The sequence below is a fragment of the uncultured Shewanella sp. genome (assembly GCF_947497935.1).
In the GTDB taxonomy this organism is placed as follows: Bacteria; Pseudomonadota; Gammaproteobacteria; order Enterobacterales; family Shewanellaceae; genus Shewanella.
The window spans coordinates 16,691-39,848 of record NZ_CANMIO010000001.1 but is presented as its reverse complement, the minus strand read 5'-3'; the positions used below and the strand labels follow the sequence as shown (position 1 = coordinate 39,848).

Below are 23,158 nucleotides of genomic sequence, written 5' to 3'. Positions count from 1 at the left end.
ATCGGAGTTGCCGAGGTCATTGAAGAACTCTTGTAAACATTAGTCGCGTGAGCGAGTCATGGATGACGAGGTAGCTTTAGTAGAGCCATGGTCTTTCTCGTGCATCCATGCACTTCAAGACATTCAGGCTTCCTTCCTATCAGAGGCGATTCTGAAGCGATAGCGATTTTCGAAAATGAGTGAGGATCAACAACTTCGTCTGGGGCGCTGAGGGTTTACTCTTATGAAATCAAGAGCGGGGACAAGCGCTTTCCCCCTTGACTCGGGTGTGGGCGAAGCGCCACGACTTTTATCAAACGAAGTTTGATTGCTTACACAAGCGATAAAACTATCCCAAGCAGATAGTTAAATAAACATCGCAATCATGCCACCCACCGTGGCTGCGGCCTTAACATATTGGCCTGCAGAATATGAAGGGTCACCATTCTCATCAATTTCTTCAGGATGGTCTAAACCCAGTGCACCAAACACAAAGGATTCAAAATCGCCATCTTCCTCAGCATCAGCCTTCGGCACAGAGCCTTCAGCTTTAGGTAAAGAGCCATCGGCTTTAGCAGCCAGCTGCTCATCGGCAAACTTTTGCTGAGCATCAGCCGAGATAGCCACATTGGTGCTGGCACCCACATTGGGTAAAGGCGCTGCTTGAGTCGCTGTTGAGCTCGCAGTAAGAGAGGCGGATGTATTCGCTGCTGCATTTGCAGCTGTATTAACCTGCGAATTACCGACAACATTTACTGCCGCAGCATTCATCCCCGCATTGACACTAGTACTGACACCTGCACTAATAGAAGTCATCAAACATTCCTCGAATTAATCCCTTTTACAACAGCGGGATAGACTAGTGCAGATAGTAAGCAGGAAACGATTAACCTCAAAGCAGATTTTGTCGAAAGTTTGATACAAAACGTATCAGAGCCCCCTCAGATATCAGGCTTGTTGTTGTCCTTAATGAGTCGCTTAATTAGACTAGGTATCAAACTCTTTATTAAACTCTTAATTAAAAGAAGCAATCTTCAATGGAACATTGAAGTATTATGAGTGAGGGTTGAGTTAAAACTTAAAAATCATATTGATCTCGCTGAACCCAAAGCGGTTCATAGTGCTGCCCCTGCATATAAATCACATCCACATTCATCTGTGTCAGCTCTTCAAATAACCCTATAAATCGGCCACCACCATGAGTTGCGGTCAAATTAGTGGTATAGAGCGAAAGCGGGCTATTGTTAGCAAACTGGCGGGAGAATATCGCTAGACTATGTTGATGCTCAAGTAAGTAATGCTTATCAATCCAGCGGCCGCCCAGGTATATTGCAGAGCTTGAAGCCTTAGCGACAATACTCACATTCGAGTAAGGCGGCTCATCGGCTAACACTTGATTTATCTGCTCAAAAGGCTCGATATTGTCTTCTAAGCTCAACAGATGCACCTCCCCGCTAAAGCCTGACAATAAAGCCTCTAGCGGCTCTAGTGAACTATCGACAATGATCAGGCTAACGCTTTCCTCAGCTTGTATCAAACGAGTCTTTAACTTAGTTAGCTCCATTGGCTCTTGCTCAAATTCGGGTGCTAACTTTAGCTCTGACTCCAGTTCTAATCTTAATGATAGCTCTGGCTTTCGCTCCAGACTTGACTCTAACTTTGGCTCTGCTATGGCATCATTGATAAACAGCAGTAGGCAGAGTAATACTATCCAATAAACAGGAAAATCATGGCTGAAACAGCGCTTAGTTTTCTTGTTGGCGATAAGCCCCCTTAACGAGAGATCTTTAAAAATCTCCATGCCGGTTAAGCTGTCGTTGAAGTTGGTATAGCGGCTTGTCTGTTTGAGATAATTCATAATGAGCTCGAGCCGATAAACAATAAACTGACTGATGCATAGAACAAACCACATAGGTATGGCACAAACGAAATTATCTTTAGCACTTGAATTCAATTAGTTAATAACGCCACATTTCCCTTGTTGTTGGCTTTTTATATTCCCTGCAGCCCTGCAATTGAATTTGCAACGCATTTTGCTTGCCCGTTTGCAGTAAAATACCCGCTCAATTAAACAAAAAGCCTCTTAGATTGAAGCCTAAGAGGCTGTATAAATGCTCCTTCAGAGTCGTACCCATGCTGTAGAGTCCATGCTGTAGAGTCATAGCTGGGTGAGAAGCTTATGACCCGCCTAAGATCGCTTGATAGATCTCTATGACTCGTTGAGTATGGAGCTTAACCGCTTCTACCGGCAACACGGTTTTCTTCTCTTGCAGTACTAATCGATGGCTTTCATCACGCAGGTGGCAATAGGCTTGCGTCAGTACCTGAGCACTATCTAGCGGGAGCAGTTCAAGCTCAGCAAGCTCTGCGAAAATCCTGACATTATCAGACCAAAACGACAGTGCCTTGTGCTCGCTGGCGTTGGCTAAGACTAGGTACTGGGCAATAAACTCTATATCGGCAATGCCACCACTACTCTGCTTAAGATCGAACATATCCTCTTCGACTTTTAATAGATGATCGCGCATCTTAAGCCGCATCTCTCTGACATCTTTGGCCAGTACTTCAGTGTCCCGCTTGCTCTCAAGCACTTCGGCCCTAAGCTCATTGAATCGACTAGAAAGCGACATATCGCCAAACATAAAACGCGCCCTAACTAAGGCTTGATGCTCCCAGGTCCAGGCCTCATCTCGCTGATACTCGCCGAAATGTTCAATCTCGCTCACCAATAGCCCTGAGGCACCTGATGGCCTTAGGCGCATATCCACTTCATACAGCTCACCAGAATTGGTGCGGGTCGAGAATAGGTGCAGCACTCGCTGGGCAAGCTTAAGGTAGAAGTGGCCGATATCTATGGCCCTATCGCCATTGGTCTGCCCTGCTTGACTACCATTGTGCAAAAAGACTAGGTCTAAATCTGAGCCGTAACCGAGTTCGATACCACCTGCCTTGCCGTAACCGACAACGGCAAAGCCCATCTCGTTCCCCTTTAGGTTTTCCGGTACCCCATGACGAGCACTGACCTGTGCCCACGCCTGATGCACTACCTGCTCAATAATCGCTTCGGCTAAGAAGGTTAAGTGATCGCTCACCTCCATCACAGGCAGCACTCCGGTGACATCTGCCGCGGCAATCTTTAGCTGTTGGGATAACTTAAACTGACGCAGCGCTTCCATCTGCTGCTCCATATCATCCTCTGGCACCCTTAGCAGGTACTGACGCAGCTCGCTGCCATAGTCATCTAAGGATGTGGTGTCATAAAGCTGGGCCGGATCGATTAGCTCATCGAGCAACATGGGGAACTTGGCGAGCTGCTGAGCAATCCAGGGACTGGCAAGACACAGGCTGACCAGTTGTTGTCTTGCGCCCGGGTTTTCACACAAAAGCTCTAGATAAGTGGTGCGAGTCAGAATTTGATCTAGCACTTTAGAGACTTGCTCAAATGCCTTTGACGGCGTAGGTACTGAAGTAAACTCACACAAAAGCTTAGGCATCAATTTATCTAAGGTTTCGCGCCCTCTCGGGCCTATGGTGCGGCGCACTACGGTCTCGTGCCAACTATTAAGCAAAGGCCAGAGCCTCTCATCATCTATGCCCTGCTCTTCTAATATGGCGATGGCGTGATCATCTTCATAGGCGTTCCATAACTGCTGAGTCCAGGTTTCGTTATGATCTTCAACATTGTTGCCACCGACGGTATCATTAAAGTGACGATGGATCTGTCTCATCGCCGTCTCTATCTGCTCACGTAGATCCATCTCCGTATCGGCATCGAGGGCGTGACAGAGACGTTGCCAGTTGAGTTCATCATTTGGCAAGGTTTGCGTCTGCTCATCGTTGATGGCCTGGAGTAAGTTCTCCACTCGGCGCAGCAAGACGTAACTTTTCTTAAGCTCATCCACTGCCAAATATTCCAGTTGCCCCATCTGGTACAAGGTATCAATGGCGGCAAAAAGACTCTGCTGACGCAATGCGGGCTCACGTCCGCCGCGAATAAGCTGAAAACTCTGCACCACGAACTCGACTTCACGAATACCGCCTGCGCCAAGTTTAATATTGTCGGTCAGCTTTCTACGGCGCACCTCCTGGGTGATCAGCCCCTTCATTTTTCGTAGTGACTCGATGGCCGAAAAGTCTAAGTAGCGGCGGTAAACAAAGGGTCTGAGTAGATCATGTAATTCATCAGAATCCGATGTCCAAGGCCCGAGTGCCCGCGCCTTGACCATGGCGTAACGCTCCCAGTCACGCCCCTGCTCTTGGTAATAATCCTCAAGGCCACTAAAACTCACCACCAAGGGCCCACTTTCACCGTATGGGCGAAGGCGCATATCGACTCGATACACGAAGCCATCAACCGTGACCTGATTCAGCAGATTCACTAAGCGCTGCCCCATACGAATAAAAAATTGCTGGTTCTCTATCGAACGGCGTCCGCCAACTGTTTCACCGTGCTCAGGGAAGGTAAAGATAAGATCGATATCGGAGGAGAAATTTAGCTCACGGCCGCCAAGCTTACCCATGCCTAAGATCAGCAATTTTTGTGGCTTACCTTGGCTATCGGTTGGCGTGCCCTGTTGCGCGCACATCTCACGATATAACCAGTCGCGCCCGGCAATGACTAACGCCTCGGCTAATGCCGAAAGATCTAATAAGGACTCTTCTAATACACTGTAATTAAAGAAGTCACGCCAAGCGATACGCACCATCTGTCGGTTACGGTATTGGCGTAACACTCGTTTTGCCTGTTCTTCATCAGTGATCGATTCAAGTTGCTCAGCAAGCTCATGCTCAAACTCTAGACGTTCAATATTCTCAAGCTCTGTAGCGAACAGTGCAGGGATCCAGTGAGCATGCCGACACAGCTGAGTGGCAATAAAGTCACTTAATGCAAATGCCTGTTTAAGCTCCTGTTGCTGCTCTGTGCTGAGCGAGGATACCAAGTCGGCCGCAGTATCATTGAGCCGCTGCCAATATAATTCTGCACCCGCAGCCATTTGCGTGCTGACAAGCTGATTACCCAGTGAAGCCGTGCGCATAATAATCCCTAACAATTTTCGACGTCGACATATTATGTCGTTAATGATATAGATAGAGCGTAACCAATTGTGAGCAGTTTTGGTCGAGGATGTTGGCTAGTTGAGGCATTTGTCTCTAACTTAGCCATGAAAACAGGATCCTTGCTATTTTTATGCTCTAATAGGCAATACTATACTAAATGCGCTAAGACCAAATAATTTCTCTTGCGAATTCAATGTTCCAACAAGTGAAAACTGGTTTAATGAGCTAAGATAGCAGCAGCGTTTTGGGCCGAGATATTCTGATATTGAGTATATGGATTTGGCCACTTTGAGTAAAATAACCGAATTTGGAGAAACTATGGCAGGAATGCTAATCCGCGTTCTCACCGTCTTAATGGTATTCGCCCTCGCAGGATGCGGCGATGACAGGCCAGCTCAAGTTGCTAAGTATCAGCAACTGACGCAGCAACGCTTGGATACCCTCAGCACCATGCTGAGCGACGGTCAGGTACGCAATGCGAATTTGCTAAGACAATACGTTCAAGTATTAGAAAAGCAAAAGCCCGATTTGAGCCCCCTGCTAAACGAACTTGCCACCGATGCGACTAATCGTGGCCCGATGTTTACCTCGCTCACGCGGCGCTTAACTGAGTCTCAAAATCCCGCTAATTTTGTCGATATCGATCAGCAGTTGGCTGAGGTAGAAAACCTCTATCAAGCCGCTGACCCGAGTCTGTTTAACGATATGTTGTCTGATCCACTGAACGTGGTCGCCGATATGTCTGATGGTGCTCTGGCTCGAGTTAACTCGATTAGCCGTGAAGCGGCAGCCCTTGCCAATGGCGCAGAAGACTTTGGTGCTGGCAGTCAGTTGGTCGGCAACCCATCTTATGGTAGCTGGCAAACAGGCTCTAATGGCATGTCGTTTTGGGCCTGGTATGGCATGTATTCCATGTTCTCCAACCTGACCCGTGGCCCCATTGGCTATGACCGCTGGTCAAGCCGTCGTAACTACAGTTACTACAACGATGTAGGTCGCTACCGCTATACCTCGCCTAAGCAAGCTCGCGCACAGACCCAAACCTATGAGCGCACTAAGAAGCAATTTAGTTCTCAAGGCCGTAAGTTTGATAGCCCCTATGCTAAGTCGCGTACCGGCTCAACCAGCCTTTCGAGACAAAGTAGCAGTACCCCAAAAGCCAGTTCAACAGGACGCACCACGAGCAGCAAGAGCAAGTTCCGCTCTAACTACTCCAAGGACAGCAGCTTCCGTAATTCCAGCAGTCGTACCACTCGCGGTGTTCGCCGAGGCAAATAATTAAGGAACCCTTATGACATTTTTAGAAAACTACGGCCTCACTCCTGATCTGATGATTATTCTGTTCATCGATATCACTATCGCCGTACTGCTACTAACATTAATGCGCTACCTGCAAGGATGGACGGTAAAGGTCAACAGCCGTCACGAACTGTCTGAAAAGGATAATTTTGCCTTCGGTATTAGTACCGCGGGTGCGGTGATGGCGTTAGGTATCGTGTTAACTGGCGCGATTACCGGTGAAGCCGCTGAGTCTTATCTAGTCGAGGCAATTGGCATGTCAGCCTATGGCCTATTTGGTCTAGTACTGATTAAACTCGGCCGCTTCCTCCATGACAAAATTGCGCTCAACAATATCGATAAGAATGCGCTAATTATCAAGGGCAATCTCTCGGTCGCCATCGTCGATGCCACCGCTGCTATCGCCACCGCCATCATTATCCGCTCTGTACTTATGTGGGCTGAAGATCTAACGGTTTATACCTTTATTGCTATCTTCAGTGCCTTTGCCATCTCCCAGCTGATGTTAGTGCTACTCACCCGCGCCCGTGAAAATCGTTATGCCAAGCGTAACCAAGGCGCGTCGATGCAAGAAGCCTTCGCCGAGGGCCATGTGGCTCTAGCCATTCGCCATAGCGGCTATATGCTTGCCATGGCCTTTAGCTTCAATGCCGCGAGTCACTTCATTATCTTTGACCCGCAAGCCTATGTGGCTAACTTGATCGGTTGGCTGATCTTCTCTGTAGTGATGCTACTTTCTCTGTCACTACTGATCACCTTGGTCAAGAAGCTGGTACTGGCTAAGATCAACCTATGTGAAGAAGTCGAGAAACAACACAATATTGGCCTTGCCGCCGTTGAGATGGCTATTAGCGTCTCCATCGCAATTATCTTAGCAGCCTTAATGGCTTAAGATAAATGAAAGGGAGCGTAACTCGCTCCCTTTTTATTTGCGATTCACTCTTTATCTGACCCAACCTAATCAATAGACACTCAATGCAAACCGACTCAAATAGCTCCACTACCGATTCAACCAAACAAACCATAGAATCAGGCAAACTCGGCTGGTTCGACGACGCGTTACTGCTGGGCATCATGGCCGTACTCGCGGGCTGTGGCCTTATCTATGAGTACCTGCTTTCTCATTATGCCGGACGCATTCTAGGTGCTCTCGAAGCTGCGATTTACACCATGATCGGTCTGATGATCGTCTCCATGGGACTCGGCGCCTTTGCCGCCCGTAAAATTCGCTGCGCCTTCACTGGCTTTGCCGTGTTGGAACTTTGTGTCGCACTTTGTGGATCATTAGCTATTTTAATTACTGCTGCGGTAATTGGCTTTGGCCAACAACTGCCGCTTGTTATCGCCAATACCTTAGGTCTGCCAGCGGATCAGCTGCCCAACGGTGGCTTTATTGGTACCTTGCAAAAACTTAGCGAATACCTACCCTACGTGTGGGGCGTGTTACTCGGCCTGATGATTGGCATGGAGATCCCGCTGATCGCAAGAGTCCGCCAAGCCCTGTCAGAGGCTCATTTGATGCATAACGCAGGAACCATCTATGGCGCAGACTATGTAGGCGCTGGTATTGGCGCGGCTATCTGGGTTGGCTTCATGTTAGCCATTGATATTCAGCTGGCTGCAGCACTCACCGCCAGTTTTAATCTATTGGCTGGTTTTATCTTTATCTGGCGTTTCTGGCATCAAATCCGCCATGTAAAACTGCTATTAGTCGGCCACTTTATCGCCACAGGTATTTTAGTCATGCTGGCCCTGCATGGCCCTCAATGGGAGCAGAGCTTTAATAACCTGCTTTATAAAGACAAGGTGATTTATGCCAAGGCGACTCGCTTTCAGCAATTGACCTTTACTGAGCGCTTGAGAGGCAACGGCCTCGGTCCGGTACATTCGCTCTATATCAACGGCCGACTGCAGTTTTCTAGCAGCGACGAGCATATCTATCACTCCTTCTTGGTACACCCGACAATGGCGGCTAGCGCTCGTCACGATAAGGTGTTGATCATTGGTGGCGGCGACGGCTTAGGGTTAACTCAGGTACTGCAATGGCAACCTGAGCAGGTGACACTCATGGATCTGGACAGTGAGCTGGTCAAGCTGTTTAAGCAACCCGCAAGTGATATGCCTGAGCATTTAAGCCGAGCATTACTCGCGCTCAATCAAGATGCGCTCAACGATCCTCGTGTAAGAATTATGTATGAAGATGCCTTTAATGGCGTTGATAAATTACTAGCGAAGGAAGAGAAGTTTGATGCGATTATTGTCGATCTGCCGGATCCGAGTCATCCTGATCTTAACAAGCTCTATTCCGATGCTTTCTATTTAAAGCTCAAGGAACTAATGAGTAATGACGCTGCCTTAACAGTGCAGTCGACATCACCTTATCACGCTCCTAACGCCTTTATTTCGGTAGCAAAGACCTTAGAGCTTGCAGGCTTTAATGTTGATCAGTATCACCATAACGTACCCAGCTTTGGTGAATGGGGCTGGAGCATTGCCACCTTAGGTGGAAAAAATGCCCGCGCTAGGCTACAAAGTGTGCAGCATCTGCCCGTCGATGACCCTTGGTTAACCCCAGGTTTAATCCACGCAGCCTTTGAGTTTCCGGGGAACTTTTATCAGAACAAACCCGAGATTAAGCCCAATGTTTTAGGTTCAAGCCAGCTGTATCAATACCATCAGCAGGCTTGGTTAGAAAATCAGTAGAGTTTATTTTTGAATCGTAAAGATAGCCCTTGACATATTATGTCCCGGTGTTATCTTTAATCACAGACATAATATGTCAATAAGGACAAATATGAATATCCACACAATTGCCAACCACCTAAATGAACTTGGCGACAACAGCCATACTGGCTTTCAATTTGATTGTTATCCAATTAATGGTGACGTGGAAGTCTTACAAGTTAACGTAGTTGGCCGTGAAGAGATCCCGGTATTTGTATCGGTCACGGACAACCAGATCCTTTGCATCAGTTATCTATGGGGCGAGGACGAAGTAAATCAAGAACGTCGCAGCGAAATGTTTGAGACCATGTTAGAGCTCAACATTCCAATGCCACTGTCGTCATTTGCCAAAATTGACGATAAGTACGTGGTTTACGGTGCACTATCGGTGCAATCAAGCATGCAAGAAATTGAGCAGGAGCTATCTGTTCTTTCTGATAATTGTCTCGAAGTTATCGACGAGCTCGTCGACTACCTGAACTAAAGGAGCCACATCATGGGCATTCTAAACAAAATTCTTACGGCCTTCCGTGGCGGTGCTACTGAAGTTGGCCAAGGCATCGTAGATGCAAACTCAACACGAATCTTCGAGCAAGAGATCCGTGATGCAGAGAAACACCTAACCAAGGCTAAGCGTGACTTAACCGAAGTGATGGCCAAAGAGATGCAAGCGAGCCGCGAAGTGGATCGCCTAAAGCGCTCTGTTGCCGAGCATGAAGGTTACGTGACCCAAGCGCTTGAGAAAGGTAACGAGCCACTAGCACTGGAAGTTGCAGAGAAAATCTCTCAGCTCGATCAAGAGTTAGCCGATCAACAAGCTGCGAACGACAGTTTCAGCGCTCACGCGGCTCGCCTAAAAGAGCTAGTACGCAAGACAGAGCGCCAAGTAGCCGATTACCAGCGTCAGCTGACTATGGTTAAGACCACTGAAAGCGTGCAAAAAGCAACTGCAACCATTACTGATTCTTTTGCGGGCAGTAACTCAAAGCTACTTAACGCTAAAGACTCACTAGAGCGCATCAAGGCGCGCCAGCAATCATTTGATGATCGCCTAAAGGCATCTGAAGCGTTAGCGGAAGAGAACAGTGACAAAGCATTGCATGACAAGCTAGCGGAAGCGGGTATTGGTGAGCAAAAGTCTAACGCTAACGCCGTACTTGACCGCATTAAAGCGCGTAAGGGCTAAAGGAGACTGGCGTGGGATTTCTAAGCAGCCTATTTGGCAAGAAAGAGGAACCTAAACGTCAACTCGACCACCCAACAAAACTGAACAAGGGAGATATGATCTCCCTTGATGACAGTTTTGCGCTGCCGCCACAACTTCGTGGTCAGCAGCTGCGAGTTGAAGCGGTGAACACCTATGAGTACCAGCGTAAGCAACAGACTGAGTGGGTGCTAAAGGGCCACAGTGGCGATGCTATTTTCCTCAGCCTTGATGAAGATGACGAAACCTATTTGGCTCTGTCGATTAAGATCAGCCGCGGTCAGGTTGAGCAATTTTTCGATCTCGATCAGTTTAGCGAGATCTTTGAAGAAGCGGGTAAAGCCGAGTTAGATACGCAAACGCTGTCATCTGACTTAAATGATTATGAGCAGTGGTTATCGCCTCATTATCATCAAGTGACTGCTGGAAGCTTTGGTTATTTCCATCGTCAAGATTACCGTGGATTAAGGCCTCCTCAGGATGCCGATGGTGCAACGGGTGAGCCGTTTGAATCCTATCAGCTGCTTGACGATAACGAAGACAAGGCTGTCGATGTTGAGGTCTATGAAAGCGGTGACACAGATGTGATGCTGACTCTCTATCGTCCCTTGTCTGATATCAGAGAGTATTGGCCAGGCGCATAAAAATAATGGTTCTAGGTGTAAATCTAGAACCATTTTTGTTTCAACTCCGATGAGTGGTAGCATGGGAGAGATCCCGTACCTTGTTAATACGGATTGGTAAATTTAGGTATCGCACGTATGACCAAACAAAAAAAAACTTTACCCGCACAATGGCAACAAAACCAAAAAGCTGCCAAGGCGACACAAATAGCCTTCGATTTGGATGAGAAGTTCCAGTATGCCATTCGTAAGGCCGCACTCGATGCAGGAGTCAGTCCATCGGATCAGATCAGAGAAATTCTCGGCTTAACCGTGACTAAACGCCCAAAGCGTCCACGCCTTACCGTGTCACTAAGCCCGAGTGATTATGAAATTTTGGCCGAGAAATATCACCTATCCGCAGATCAGCAACTTGAAATTAAAAAGTATGTGTTAGATGATTTAATACAATTTAGTGCTGATAAATAGGCACAACACATGGTGCCAGATGGAAATTTGCTGGCGTCTCTAAAGATGGACCTAAGCGATGGCAAATAAAAAGCGCTGGCTGCTTCAGCCCGAAACGCCCCCAACCCCGATTCAACTCGCCATGATGTTACTGTCATTACTATCTGTGATAGTGGTGCTAGTACTGACATTCGGCCGCGTCGATGGCGAAACCAAGCGTCTTTTATTTATGATAGATTTCAGTATCTGTCTTATCTTCATGTCTAACTTCTTTTTCGAACTCTTCAAAGCTAGTGATAAAGCCAGCTACTTAAAACATCACTGGATCGATTTCGTCGCCAGTATCCCCGCAATTGAAGCTCTTAGAATGGCGCGTTTGTTCCAGATCCTCCGAGTGATCCGCCTCATTCGCATGACCCGCTCACTGATTGTCCCTATGCTCAAGCAGCGTAGACAGGCAACCATTGCCAGCCTGTTGGTGGCACTGGTCACCATCTTAACCCTCTCGTCAGTTTTAGTGTTAATCGTAGAAAGTGGCGTAGAAGGTGCCAATATCGACACAGCAGAGAGTGCCATCTGGTGGGCCTTAGTAACCATCTCGACCGTAGGTTATGGCGATTATTATCCGGTGACGACAGCAGGCCATATCATTGGCGGCGTTGTCATCGTCTGTGGCGTCAGTTTTTTTGGTGTGATTTCAGGTTATATGGCGTCAGTTTTTGTTGCCCCCGACGAAGCGGAGAAGCTCGATAGCCATACAGAGGAGATCCGCTCAGAGCTCAATATGAGTCTAGCGCGCATGGAAGCGAATCAAGAAAAGTTGATTGCCGAGCTCAATGAACTCAAACAAGCCATCGAAGACAAGCAGCCAGAGTAATTCGAAAATCAGAGTCTGTGACATTTTCTGGATCTGTTCCGCAAACAAAAAGCCCACATCAATGTGGGCTTTTTACAGATAGGGTTACTCGCGCATTAACGCCAGTATGGCTCACTGAGCATGGCGCTACGACGAGAGAACTCCATCGCCTGCACTAAACTTTGCTCTTTGTTCTCTAACCAACCACTGATATCTAAATAAGCGGTCTCGCTAACGGTCTTGAGCTGACGATAGGCGGCTAGTGTACGGATCCCTAAGGCTAAGTCCTGCCAAGGCGCTCTAAATTGATCCCGGGATTTTTCACTATAAAGCCCACCATAGGCCACACCGACAAAAATACTGTCATCGAGTGCCTTAGCAACGGATAAGTAGTCAGAGCTACTGAACTCGTTGTCCAGCGGCATCACATCTAAAATTTTCTGCCAAGAGTTTTCCTGCATCTTATCGGCAAAGCTTCTCAAGTCGAGTGCTTTATCTATGATGACCTGACCATCATTGAGCTGCATCAATAGGTCAACCAAATGTACCTGTAAGCGGCCGTAGCAGATATCCCCTAGCAGCTCCTCTACTTGCTCAATAATATTCAACTGCTGCAATTTAACTAACGCCACATCGACCAAAGCCTGATGCATAGGTAACTTAGCCACTAATGCCGCATCATTTTCGATGATGCTAAAAAGACTCAAGCCCTCTTCAATAAAGTTAAGGCGCTGTTCAATACAGTCAAAGTCGGTTTGGAATGAATCTTCAAGCAGTCCGAACTGCTTTAGGGTGTTTTTCAACAAACGAATACAGGCTCGTAGACGATAACTCAGCATAGGTAAGGCCATGACGCTTTGGCTTGGCGCTAAAATCAGTTCTTCTATGGTCTGCCAACGATCTAGGCCTACGGCTAATAAATTAATCGCAACATGCTTTAGACTTTGCTGAGGATCGATTTCAATAAACTGGAGCGCCTCAATAGACTCAATGCTGGATTGCCCTGCGAGTTGATAGCCTCGCTGCGCCTTGCTCGCCTTTCCCAAACGCACAGGAATTGCACGACTGACGATACCCGCAAGAGTCAATAACGCGCTGGTATCCCCCGCAATTAGCTCAAATTCTAATTCACAAATAGGGTCTACTGCTTCACCAACTCGAATTTCACCTATGTCTAATGCGACTTCAACTAGACTGTCATCGACAAAGATATGCCAACGCTGACGGGCAAAATCTGTATTAAACAAACAGTATAGTTCTGACTGTGTCTGTTCAACATTCGCCCCTTCAGGCCAAATTTTATCCGGAAATAAATTTAATTGAGGAAAGTTTTGATCTATATCAATATTGTACTCGGGACGAGAATGGATCCCCCCTACAACCTGACCTTTTGTCTTAATTGTCTGCTCTAAATGTTGATTAATGCCTCTAATTCGCAGACCCATATCCCATTTTCTTAAGGTTAAGTCAGGGGTATCAAAGTAACCGTTTGTCAGTTCTTCTCTGCCTTTAGCATCGCAATTAGGTAAGCTATCTAACAGGTTTATAAGGCTTTTCTTTTTATTCTCATTAAAAAAAAGTTTGAGCTCAATCTCAGCTTCCATCGATCTATCTGCCACCTTGTCATCAAAAATTAATCAATCTGTCACTAAAGTTACACACTGTAATATTTCTGCAATAATACCGCCGTAGGATCCGCTTTGCAGTTAGGATATAACTAGCTAGAATAAAAAACTGTCAATTTAAATCGTAAAACACAGTTTTCTTACGCGGCCGCTTGAGTTAACATGCGCCCGCTTTTTCCAATAGTGGAATAACCAAAATAGGTACACGGCAATGCCAGTAAACTCTATTTTAGGCGTGTTTGCAAAATCGCCAATTAAGCCTCTTCAAGAGCATATCGACAAAGTATACGACTGTGCGTCATTACTTGTCCCATTTTTTGAAGCTACTGTCGCAGGAGACTGGGACAAAGCCGTTCAATTGCGTAAGCAAATTAGCTCTGCAGAGCAAGAAGCTGACTCACTAAAACGTGAGATCCGCCTAACTCTGCCTGGCGGTCTGTTTATGCCTGTTGAACGTACTGACTTACTGGAGCTATTAACCCAGCAAGATAAGATTGCTAACAAAGCAAAAGACATCTCCGGCCGTGTCATTGGCCGACAATTAGAATTACCTCAAGCAATTCAAGAACCATTTATTGCCTATTTGCAACGCTGCATCGACGCAGTGTCTCTGTCTAAAGAAGCAATTAACGAACTCGATGATCTGTTAGAAACAGGTTTTAGAGGTCGTGAAGTGGACCTTGTGGCTAAAATGATTGGTGAACTCGACTCTATTGAAGAGGATACCGATGACTTACAGATTAAGATCCGTAGACAGCTTTACGCTATCGAATCTGAATTAAACCCTGTAGATGTAATGTTCCTCTACAAGATAATTGAGTGGGTTGGTGACTTGGCAGATCTTGCTGAACGAGTCGGTTCCCGCCTAGAGCTAATGTTAGCTCGCGTCTAATCGGAAAGGTTATCAAGGTAATAACATGGTTGATGTACTAGTCACCAATGGCCCATGGCTTATCGCCATCGCGGCTGTATTTGGTTTTTTAATGGCGTGGGGTATTGGCGCGAACGACGTAGCCAATGCAATGGGAACCTCTGTAGGTTCTAATGCTATTACAATTAAACAAGCGATTATTATCGCTATGATCTTCGAGTTTGCCGGTGCATATCTAGCGGGTGGTGAAGTAACGAGTACGATCCGTAAAGGCATCATTGACTCAGCTTATTTCATCGACTCACCTGAACTACTGGTTTACGGTATGATTTCAGCACTACTTGCCGCTGGTATCTGGTTAATCGTAGCATCAGCTTTAGGCTGGCCTGTATCGACGACTCACTCAATTGTTGGCGCTATCGTTGGTTTCGCCGCAGTGGGTGTTGGCTCTGATGCGGTAGCTTGGGGCAAAGTTGGCGGTATCGTTGGCTCTTGGGTTGTGACTCCTGCAATATCAGGCTTTATCGCCTTCTTGATATTCCAGAGTGTGCAAAAGCTTATTTTCAATACCGACAATCCTTTAGAGAATGCTAAGCGTTACGTTCCTTTCTATATGGCTCTAGCTGGCTTTGTTATGTCACTAGTGACTATCAAGAAAGGACTTAAGCACGTAGGTCTTCACTTCACTAACGTTGAAGCGTATGCCCTTGCTGTAGTACTTGCTATTCTTGTTGGTATTGGCGGTATGATTGCCATCAAACGTCTTAAGATGGACACTAAAGCTGATCGCCAAACACAGTTTGGTAACGTTGAGAAAGTATTCGCTATCTTAATGGTTGTAACAGCTTGTTGTATGGCATTTGCTCACGGTTCTAACGACGTTGCTAACGCGATTGGCCCTCTAGCAGCAGTTGTATCTGTTGTTGAAAGCGGCGGTCAGATCAATAGCACTGCACCGCTTGTATGGTGGATTCTTCCTCTAGGTGCTGTCGGTATCGTTCTAGGTCTTGCCATCTTTGGTAAGCGCGTAATGCAAACCATTGGTAAGAACATTACTCATCTAACACCAAGCCGTGGTTTCGCAGCTGAACTTGCTGCGGCATCGACCGTTGTTATCGCATCGGGTACAGGTCTACCTATCTCTACTACACAAACATTAGTGGGTGCAGTACTAGGTGTGGGTATGGCTCGTGGTATTGCGGCAATTAACATGGGTGTTGTTCGTAACATCGTGGTTTCTTGGGTTGTTACCCTTCCAGCGGGTGCTGGTCTTTCAATCATGTTCTTCTTCATGATTAAAGGTATTTTTAACTAAATCCGAGTAACATCAGTATTACAAATACTGAGCAATAACGAGGGAAGTTTGATAAATTTAGTATCAAACTTCCCTTTTGCGTTTTATCCCTCTTTTGCCACTTGCATTAACCCCTTTAAATCCCTAGCATGTGGGCTAAATTTCGTAGATGAGAATAGATTAGTGTTAAGACTTCTAATTATTGCGGGAATGATGCTTCTTTCCCCTTCTTTGCTTGCTGCAAACCAAACGCGCTACATCTCAGATGATGTTTACATCTACCTCCATGGTGGCCCAGGAACTCAGTTCCGCATCTTGGGCAGCATTGAAGCTGGCCAAGAGGTAACTTCACTCAAGGAAACCCAAGGCGACTACAGTAAAATAGTCGACCACAAAGGTCGTGAAGGTTGGGTTCAAAGCAAGATGCTAAGCGCTAAAGCGAGCCTTCGAGTTCAACTGCCAGCGATTCAAGCTGAGCTTGAGCAAACCAAATCGGAGTTAGAGTCAGCATTAAGCAGCGGCGATAATAATGCTCAGGAGCTTAGACAAGTTAAGTCTGAACTTGCTGCTGCTCAAAAAGCTTTGAATAGCGCGAGTAACGAACGTGATAGTGCCAAGGCAAAACTTGCGAGCATGCAAAGAAACGAACGTTTCGAGATGTGGAAGCAAGGTGGTTTTATTGCCGCTGGCGGTCTACTACTTGGTATCATCATCGTTTACCTACCAAGACCGCAACGTAAGCCTAAGAATCGCTGGTAAGCTCTCTGATAAGCAGAAGGCTGTTTATCTAAGCTGCATGGCTAATAAAGCCTGTGTTAATCATACACAGGCTTTTTTATTGCCGCATCCGAGCTCATCATCTAAGCTTCCCAGCCTAACTTCACCAACCTAAACCGCAACGCTCATCTAGAGCGCCGCAACGTAAGCCTAACCATCTTTACGAAGAAGTTGGCCAGAGACTCCCCCCCATCATTTTAAGCCTGTGTTAGCCATACAGAAGCTTTAACTGGCCAATAGCATTCTGCTTTAGGCATCATCTTAGTTAATCTATCAAAACTTCAAAACAAGTCAGATATTGAGCCCGCGGTAACCGTACACAGGCCTGTTTATTGCCTCAATTCTGCAGAAATGACAGCTAAGTTTCTGCAGGGATCTGATGGCGAAATCCCCCCAAAGTAAATCAAAAGAGCTGCGGCTATTAGGTATCATCTTGGTTTTCATCACAAAATCTAAAAGGCCTAAAATTCAATGGTAATAATTCAGTGAAACCGCATATAAAGCCGCAGCGATTAAAACACTGTATTATTTTTAATCTTTCTCTAGCCCCTATAGCATAAGGGCTAGCGCACCTTTAGCATTGAAAAAATCAAACGCGGTTCACACTAAATATGTCAATATTGTCACCCATCACATTTTATGGTTATAATCGGCCCCGCGAAAGCCTTAGATTGTATACAAAAGAATAACAACAGAGGTTTCATCGTAACACCTTACCCAAGCAATCGGCCCCTGTGGCCCAGATGGAAGCGATTACTATGTTCAAAGCGAGTGAAGTTCTAGCTGGTCATTATGATACAGCTAATCTCAACGAACTGTTCCAAGCGATCAGCGATAATTACATTGTCGATGAAGAACAATATTTATCTGATTTGATAAAGCTAGTTCCTTCAAGTGATGAAGAGATCAACCGTGTGACAACTCGAGCACACGAGCTAGTTAATAAAGTCCGTCAATACGACAAAAAAGGCCTTATGGTCGGTGTTGACGCTTTCCTTCAGCAATATAGTTTAGAGACTCAAGAAGGCATTATTTTGATGTGTCTTGCTGAGGCGCTATTGCGTATTCCTGATGCCGCCACCGCCGATGCATTAATCGAAGATAAGCTGTCTGGTGCCAAATGGGATGAACACTTAAGTAAGAGTGATTCAATTTTAGTGAATGCCTCAACTTGGGGCTTAATGCTAACGGGTAAAATCGTTAAGCTTGACCACAGTATTGATGGCAAGCCAAGCAGCCTGTTAAACCGCTTAGTCAATAAGGTCGGCGAACCTGTCATAAGACAATCCATGCTTGCTGCTATGAAGATCATGGGTAAACAGTTTGTACTGGGTCGTACCGTAAAAGAAGCGCTTAAGAACAGTATCGACAAACGTAAACTTGGCTACACTCATAGCTACGACATGTTAGGTGAAGCTGCACTCACGAAAAAAGATGCACAAAAATACTTCGAGGATTACTCAAGCGCAATTGCAGCTCTAGGTGATCAAGAATATGACACCAGCGAAGCGCCTCGCCCAACTATCTCAATCAAACTCTCTGCATTGCACCCTCGTTATGAAGTCGCCAATGAAGACAGAACGCTCACCGAGCTATATGACACCCTAATTCTGCTTATCAAGCAAGCTCGCAGCCTTAATGTGGGCATTTCAATTGATGCAGAAGAGATGGACAGACTTGAGCTTTCTCTCAAGCTATTCCAGCAGCTATATAACTCGGATGCCGCAAAAGGCTGGGGCCTGTTAGGTATTGTTGTTCAGGCCTATTCAAAGCGCGCTCTACCGGTACTATGCTGGTTAACTCGCCTGTCGAAAGATCAAGGTGATGAAATCCCACTGCGCCTAGTAAAAGGGGCATATTGGGACAGTGAACTAAAATGGTCTCAAGAAAACGGTGAAGCTGGTTACCCACTTTATACACGCAAAGCTGGTACCGATGTTTCATATCTTGCCTGTGCACGATACTTGCTTTCCGACGCAACTCGCGGTGCGATTTACCCGCAGTTTGCTAGCCATAACGCACAAACCGTTGCCAGCATAACGGACATGGCTGGCGATCGAGAGTATGAATTCCAACGTCTACACGGCATGGGAGAAGAACTCTATGACACACTTTTAGCTGAAGGCGGCGTTAAAAATGTGCGGATCTACGCTCCCGTTGGTGCACATAAAGATCTCTTACCTTACCTAGTTCGCCGTCTACTTGAAAATGGCGCTAACACCTCATTTGTACACAAACTTGTTGATCCTAAGACCCCTATTGAGTCGTTAGTGGTACACCCTTTGACAACACTTAAGGGTTATAAAACCCTGGCTAATAATAAGATCGTCATGCCTGAAGATATATTCGGAGCTGAACGTAAAAACTCCAAGGGAATGAACATGAACATTATCTCTGAATCTGCGCCTTTTTTTGCTGCACTCGACAAATTTAAAGACACCACTTGGTCTGCTGGCCCGTTAATTAACGGTGAAACCTTAACTGGTGAAACCAAAGAGGTGGTGAGTCCATTCGATACCAATTTAGTGGTCGGTAAAATTGCTTTTGCCAACAATCAAGCCATTGAACAAGCCCTATCGAGTGCCGATGCAGCATTCCCGCGCTGGAATGCCACCCCAGTTGAAGTGCGCGCCAATGCACTACAAAAACTGGCAGACTTACTGGAAGAAAACCGCGAAGAACTCATCGTGCTATGTACACGAGAAGCTGGTAAGAGCATACAAGACGGCATCGATGAAGTGCGTGAAGCCGTAGATTTTTGTCGTTATTACGCCGTTCAGGCGAAAAAGATGATGGCGAAACCTGAACTGCTCCCTGGCCCAACAGGTGAGCTGAATGAATTATACCTACACGGCCGAGGCATTTTTGTCTGTATTAGCCCATGGAACTTCCCATTAGCCATCTTCTTAGGCCAAGTGACCGCCGCTCTAGCGGTAGGTAATACCGTCATCGCAAAACCGGCAGAACAAACATCGATTGTTGGATACAGAGCGACTCAGCTTGCACATGAAGCTGGAATTCCGAAAGACGTACTGCAATTTCTGCCAGGTACTGGTGCTACAGTCGGCGCGGCGATTACTTCAGATGAGCGCATTGGTGGCGTTTGCTTTACTGGTTCAACTGGTACAGCGAAGCTGATTAACCGCACACTAGCCATGCGTGAAGGTGCGATTATTCCACTCATCGCCGAAACTGGCGGGCAGAATGCCATGGTGGTCGATTCAACATCACAACCAGAGCAGGTCGTTAATGATGTAGTCTCCTCTTCTTTCACGAGTGCTGGCCAGCGTTGCTCTGCGTTACGAGTCCTGTTCTTACAAGATGACATAGCCGATCGCGTACTCGACGTAATGAAAGGCGCAATGGAAGAGCTGACCATTGGTAATCCAAACTCAGTGAAAACCGATGTTGGTCCTGTAATCGATGCTGCGGCGGCTGCTAACTTGAATGCGCATATTGATCATATTAAGCAAGTGGGCAAGCTACTCAAACAAGTAGAACTGCCTGAAAGCACTAAAAATGGTTACTATGTTGCGCCAACGGCGGTAGAAATCGACTCGATTAAAATGTTGGAAAAAGAGCATTTCGGCCCAATTTTGCATGTCATCCGTTACAAGTCTTCAGAGCTTGATAAGGTGATCGCCGAGATTAACTCAACGAACTTTGGTCTGACCTTAGGGATCCACAGCCGTAATGAAGGCCACGCTCTCAAACTCGCCGATAGAGTGAGAGCAGGTAACGTCTATATCAATCGTAATCAGATTGGTGCAGTCGTTGGTGTACAACCTTTCGGTGGCCAAGGCCTATCAGGCACAGGTCCTAAAGCTGGCGGTCCACACTACCTAACGCGCTTTATTACTGAAAAAACACACACCAACAATATTACAGCTATTGGTGGGAATGCGACTCTACTGTCTTTAGGTGATAGCGAAGACTAAAGACGCTAAAGCTTGAGATAAATTGCTTGAGCAGCTAAAGCTCTAGCAAAACAGGCCGATTACTTATGTAGTCGGCCTTTTTATTCTGTCGTCATAGGAAAATGCCTCAGTATTAAAGTCATGCTAAGCGCGTTATTCACATGACTAAACAAGTGTATTAGACTTTTAATTAACAACAGGTTAGGTAATTGTATATTATTTGAGATAACTCTCTCAATTATTACATTATTGATATACTTGGTTAAAATAATTGCTCTATAATCCTGCTGATTTTAAATCTCTCTTTTGCTCTACTCTTTTATTATTTTTCAGCCTAAGCAACTAATTAAAACTGATTTTATTAGTGGTATATAAAATGAATCTAACCATAAAACACAAAATTCAACTAGCCGTGTTAATGACAATTCTTGCCATTAGCACCACGCTGGCCACGCTGTCGACTCTTCAACTTACTCATGATACTGAAATGGCGATTTCAACTCGGTTCAACCTACAAGCCGAGTCAGTAAGTAACAACATTTTCAGCTGGTTAGAAGATAAGAAGCGCATCGTTAAGGCTAACGAGTCACGCATTAAACGCGGTCTAGACAGTGATAGAGAATTATGGCTATCGATCCATAGCGGTGGCTTTATCGATGTATACGCAGGTTTTGATACTGGCGATATAATCTCTGGTGATAAGAGCCAGCCTTGGCCTGAAGATTATGACCCACTTACTCGTCCGTGGTATCAGCAAGCCTATAGCAGCTCGTCTATGATTATCACGCCGCCCTATATTGATATTACTGGCGCTGCCGTGGTGACACTTGCCCAACGTTTTAATGGCGCGATGAATGGTGTTCTGGCTGCCGATCTAAGCATCGGCTATATTACCGAGCAAATTAATAACCTGCAGATCGATAACGCCGGTTTTGCTTTCTTACTAGATGAAAATAACAAGGTCCTTGCTTACCGAGACACTGGCTATGCTCAAAAAGATGCGAATCGTCTTGCTCAGACATTGACCCCCTCCAATATTGAATCAATACGTAATCTAGGCGAAATCACCACGATTGAATGGCAAGATGGCAGTGAAAAGATTCTGCGATTGACCAAACTGAAAGGAACAAACTGGACCTTAGGTTTAGTTGAGGATAAAAATTTAGCTTATCAAGCGATCGAAGAACAAGTCATCAACAAGCTTATTGTTGTCGTCATACTTGCGTTTATCATCTTGATTATCGCTTCTTTTATCGTTAACCACATGTTTAAACCGTTGCAGCAACTATCTGATGCGATTGAAACCTTATCTAAAGGCGATGGGGATCTAACTCAACGTTTTGCAGCAAGAACGCAAGACGAAATTGGCCAACTAGAGAGCCATATGAACCGCTTCCTAGAAAGTCTACAGCTGATGGTTAGAGCGATCTCTAGTGATACCGAACAGTTAATCAAGCAGATCAACGAATCTTCAGATATTGCTGCTAAAGCCAGTGACGGAGTTAACGGTCAACATCAAGACGTAGATCAAATTGCAACGGCAATCCACGAAATGTCAGCCACCGCAAGCGAAGTCGCTAATCATGCCGAGATGACAGCCAGCGCGGCTCAAGTATCAACCCAAGCCTGCGTAGAAGGTAATGAGGTGATAGTGAAGAGCAGCGATTCGATTGAGCAACTATCACAGCAACTTGGTGATGCCTCAAAAGTGGTTTCTGCACTCGAAGAAAATGCCACAGAGATCAACCAGATCCTCTCAACCATTCAGGCAATTGCCGAGCAAACCAACTTGCTTGCTCTTAACGCCGCCATTGAAGCTGCGCGCGCAGGAGAACAAGGTCGAGGCTTTGCCGTGGTTGCCGATGAGGTACGTGTACTGAGTCATCGCACTCAAGACTCTACTGAAGAGATCCGCTCCATGATCGCAACATTGCAGCAAAACAGTCAGCAAGCAGTGTCTTCAATGGCATCAAGTACGGATATTGCTAAATCTAGTGTTGTGTTTGCCAATCAGGCAAAGGAGAGTCTAGAACGGATCACCGACTCGATTACTGAGATTTCTGATATGGCCACCCAAATTGCTAGCGCAGCTGAAGAGCAACGGGCTGTATCTGAAGATATCAGCCGTAACACACAGGCGATCAGTGATACGTCTAATCAGCTATCGCACCAAACGCAAGAGGTCAGTGACAACGCACAGATGATGTTACAAACCTCAAGTGAATTAAGCGATCGGGTCTCACGCTTTAAGATCTAAACTGTCAGACTGTAATCGACTAAGAAGCCCTGTTTAAACAGGGCTTTTTGTTAACCTATACTTTTACATCATCAAGCCCGCAGCTTGTTAAAATATCATCAATAATTTTGATGTAACTTATTAATAATTTGAGATGGATCTCTCACAGACGAAATGATTCAAATGCTCAATTAAATATCTTCAATTATAATCCGCCCACTCTCAACAAGACCTTGCAGAACTGACAG

At 46.0% G+C, this 23,158-nt stretch carries 17 protein-coding genes; 13 read left to right on the top strand and 4 right to left on the bottom strand.

Going from position 1 to position 23,158, the window contains the following annotated elements; translation table 11 throughout:
• Positions 1-345 precede the first annotated feature (345 nt).
• The 3 genes from Q1A86_RS00145 to glnE all read right to left on the bottom strand — a co-directional run bounded on the left by Q1A86_RS00145 (position 346) and on the right by glnE (position 5,015).
• Positions 346-795, bottom strand: a complete 450-nt coding sequence (locus Q1A86_RS00145) for a hypothetical protein (RefSeq protein WP_299801575.1) — start codon at positions 793-795, stop codon at positions 346-348.
• Between the two features lie 262 nt (positions 796-1,057).
• Positions 1,058-1,837, bottom strand: coding sequence for a DUF4347 domain-containing protein (locus Q1A86_RS00140; RefSeq protein ID WP_299801574.1), 780 nt, complete (start codon positions 1,835-1,837; stop codon positions 1,058-1,060).
• A 319-nt stretch (positions 1,838-2,156) separates the two neighbouring features.
• Positions 2,157-5,015 carry a bifunctional [glutamate--ammonia ligase]-adenylyl-L-tyrosine phosphorylase/[glutamate--ammonia-ligase] adenylyltransferase gene (gene glnE, locus Q1A86_RS00135; protein WP_299801573.1) on the bottom strand — a complete coding sequence of 953 codons (2,859 nt, stop codon included), beginning with the start codon at positions 5,013-5,015 and terminating at the stop codon, positions 2,157-2,159.
• 340 nt (positions 5,016-5,355) lie between these two features.
• Between glnE and Q1A86_RS00130 the strand changes: the two genes are divergently transcribed.
• From Q1A86_RS00130 to Q1A86_RS00095, 8 genes are all read left to right on the top strand, one after another.
• Positions 5,356-6,315: a hypothetical protein gene (locus Q1A86_RS00130; protein ID WP_299801572.1), complete on the top strand. Its 960-nt coding sequence runs from the start codon at positions 5,356-5,358 to the stop codon at positions 6,313-6,315.
• A 13-nt stretch (positions 6,316-6,328) separates the two neighbouring features.
• Entirely contained in the window at positions 6,329-7,228 is a 900-nt protein-coding gene (locus tag Q1A86_RS00125) for a DUF350 domain-containing protein (protein WP_299801570.1), read from the top strand.
• Positions 7,229-7,311: 83 nt separating this feature from the next.
• Positions 7,312-9,039: a polyamine aminopropyltransferase gene (locus Q1A86_RS00120; protein WP_299801568.1), complete on the top strand. Its 1,728-nt coding sequence runs from the start codon at positions 7,312-7,314 to the stop codon at positions 9,037-9,039.
• 91 nt (positions 9,040-9,130) lie between these two features.
• Complete coding sequence (locus tag Q1A86_RS00115; RefSeq protein ID WP_299801566.1) at positions 9,131-9,544, top strand: DUF2170 family protein; 414 nt, start codon at positions 9,131-9,133, stop codon at positions 9,542-9,544.
• Positions 9,545-9,556: 12 nt separating this feature from the next.
• Positions 9,557-10,246: a PspA/IM30 family protein gene (locus tag Q1A86_RS00110; protein ID WP_299801565.1), complete on the top strand. Its 690-nt coding sequence runs from the start codon at positions 9,557-9,559 to the stop codon at positions 10,244-10,246.
• A gap of 11 nt (positions 10,247-10,257) precedes the next feature.
• A complete protein-coding gene (locus Q1A86_RS00105; protein ID WP_299801564.1) occupies positions 10,258-10,908 on the top strand; it encodes a hypothetical protein in 651 nt (216 codons plus the stop codon).
• A gap of 117 nt (positions 10,909-11,025) precedes the next feature.
• Positions 11,026-11,355: a hypothetical protein gene (locus Q1A86_RS00100; protein WP_299801563.1), complete on the top strand. Its 330-nt coding sequence runs from the start codon at positions 11,026-11,028 to the stop codon at positions 11,353-11,355.
• Positions 11,356-11,413: 58 nt separating this feature from the next.
• Entirely contained in the window at positions 11,414-12,211 is a 798-nt protein-coding gene (locus Q1A86_RS00095) for an ion transporter (protein WP_299801561.1), read from the top strand.
• A 95-nt stretch (positions 12,212-12,306) separates the two neighbouring features.
• Here Q1A86_RS00095 and Q1A86_RS00090 read toward each other — a convergent pair whose 3' ends face one another.
• A complete protein-coding gene (locus Q1A86_RS00090) occupies positions 12,307-13,794 on the bottom strand; it encodes an inorganic triphosphatase (protein WP_299801560.1) in 1,488 nt (495 codons plus the stop codon).
• A 232-nt stretch (positions 13,795-14,026) separates the two neighbouring features.
• Here Q1A86_RS00090 and Q1A86_RS00085 point away from each other — a divergent pair, with 232 nt between their 5' ends.
• The 5 genes from Q1A86_RS00085 to Q1A86_RS00065 all read left to right on the top strand — a co-directional run bounded on the left by Q1A86_RS00085 (position 14,027) and on the right by Q1A86_RS00065 (position 22,931).
• The gene (locus Q1A86_RS00085; RefSeq protein WP_299801559.1) at positions 14,027-14,707 is read left to right on the top strand and encodes a TIGR00153 family protein; all 681 of its coding nucleotides are present in this window, start codon (positions 14,027-14,029) and stop codon (positions 14,705-14,707) included.
• Between the two features lie 25 nt (positions 14,708-14,732).
• Positions 14,733-16,001, top strand: a complete 1,269-nt coding sequence (locus Q1A86_RS00080; RefSeq protein WP_299801557.1) for an inorganic phosphate transporter — start codon at positions 14,733-14,735, stop codon at positions 15,999-16,001.
• Between the two features lie 162 nt (positions 16,002-16,163).
• Positions 16,164-16,739 carry a TIGR04211 family SH3 domain-containing protein gene (locus Q1A86_RS00075; protein WP_299801555.1) on the top strand — a complete coding sequence of 192 codons (576 nt, stop codon included), beginning with the start codon at positions 16,164-16,166 and terminating at the stop codon, positions 16,737-16,739.
• A gap of 761 nt (positions 16,740-17,500) precedes the next feature.
• Positions 17,501-20,695 carry a bifunctional proline dehydrogenase/L-glutamate gamma-semialdehyde dehydrogenase PutA gene (gene putA / locus Q1A86_RS00070; protein WP_299801554.1) on the top strand — a complete coding sequence of 1,065 codons (3,195 nt, stop codon included), beginning with the start codon at positions 17,501-17,503 and terminating at the stop codon, positions 20,693-20,695.
• Between the two features lie 355 nt (positions 20,696-21,050).
• Entirely contained in the window at positions 21,051-22,931 is a 1,881-nt protein-coding gene (locus tag Q1A86_RS00065; protein ID WP_299801551.1) for a methyl-accepting chemotaxis protein, read from the top strand.
• Positions 22,932-23,158 lie beyond the last annotated feature (227 nt).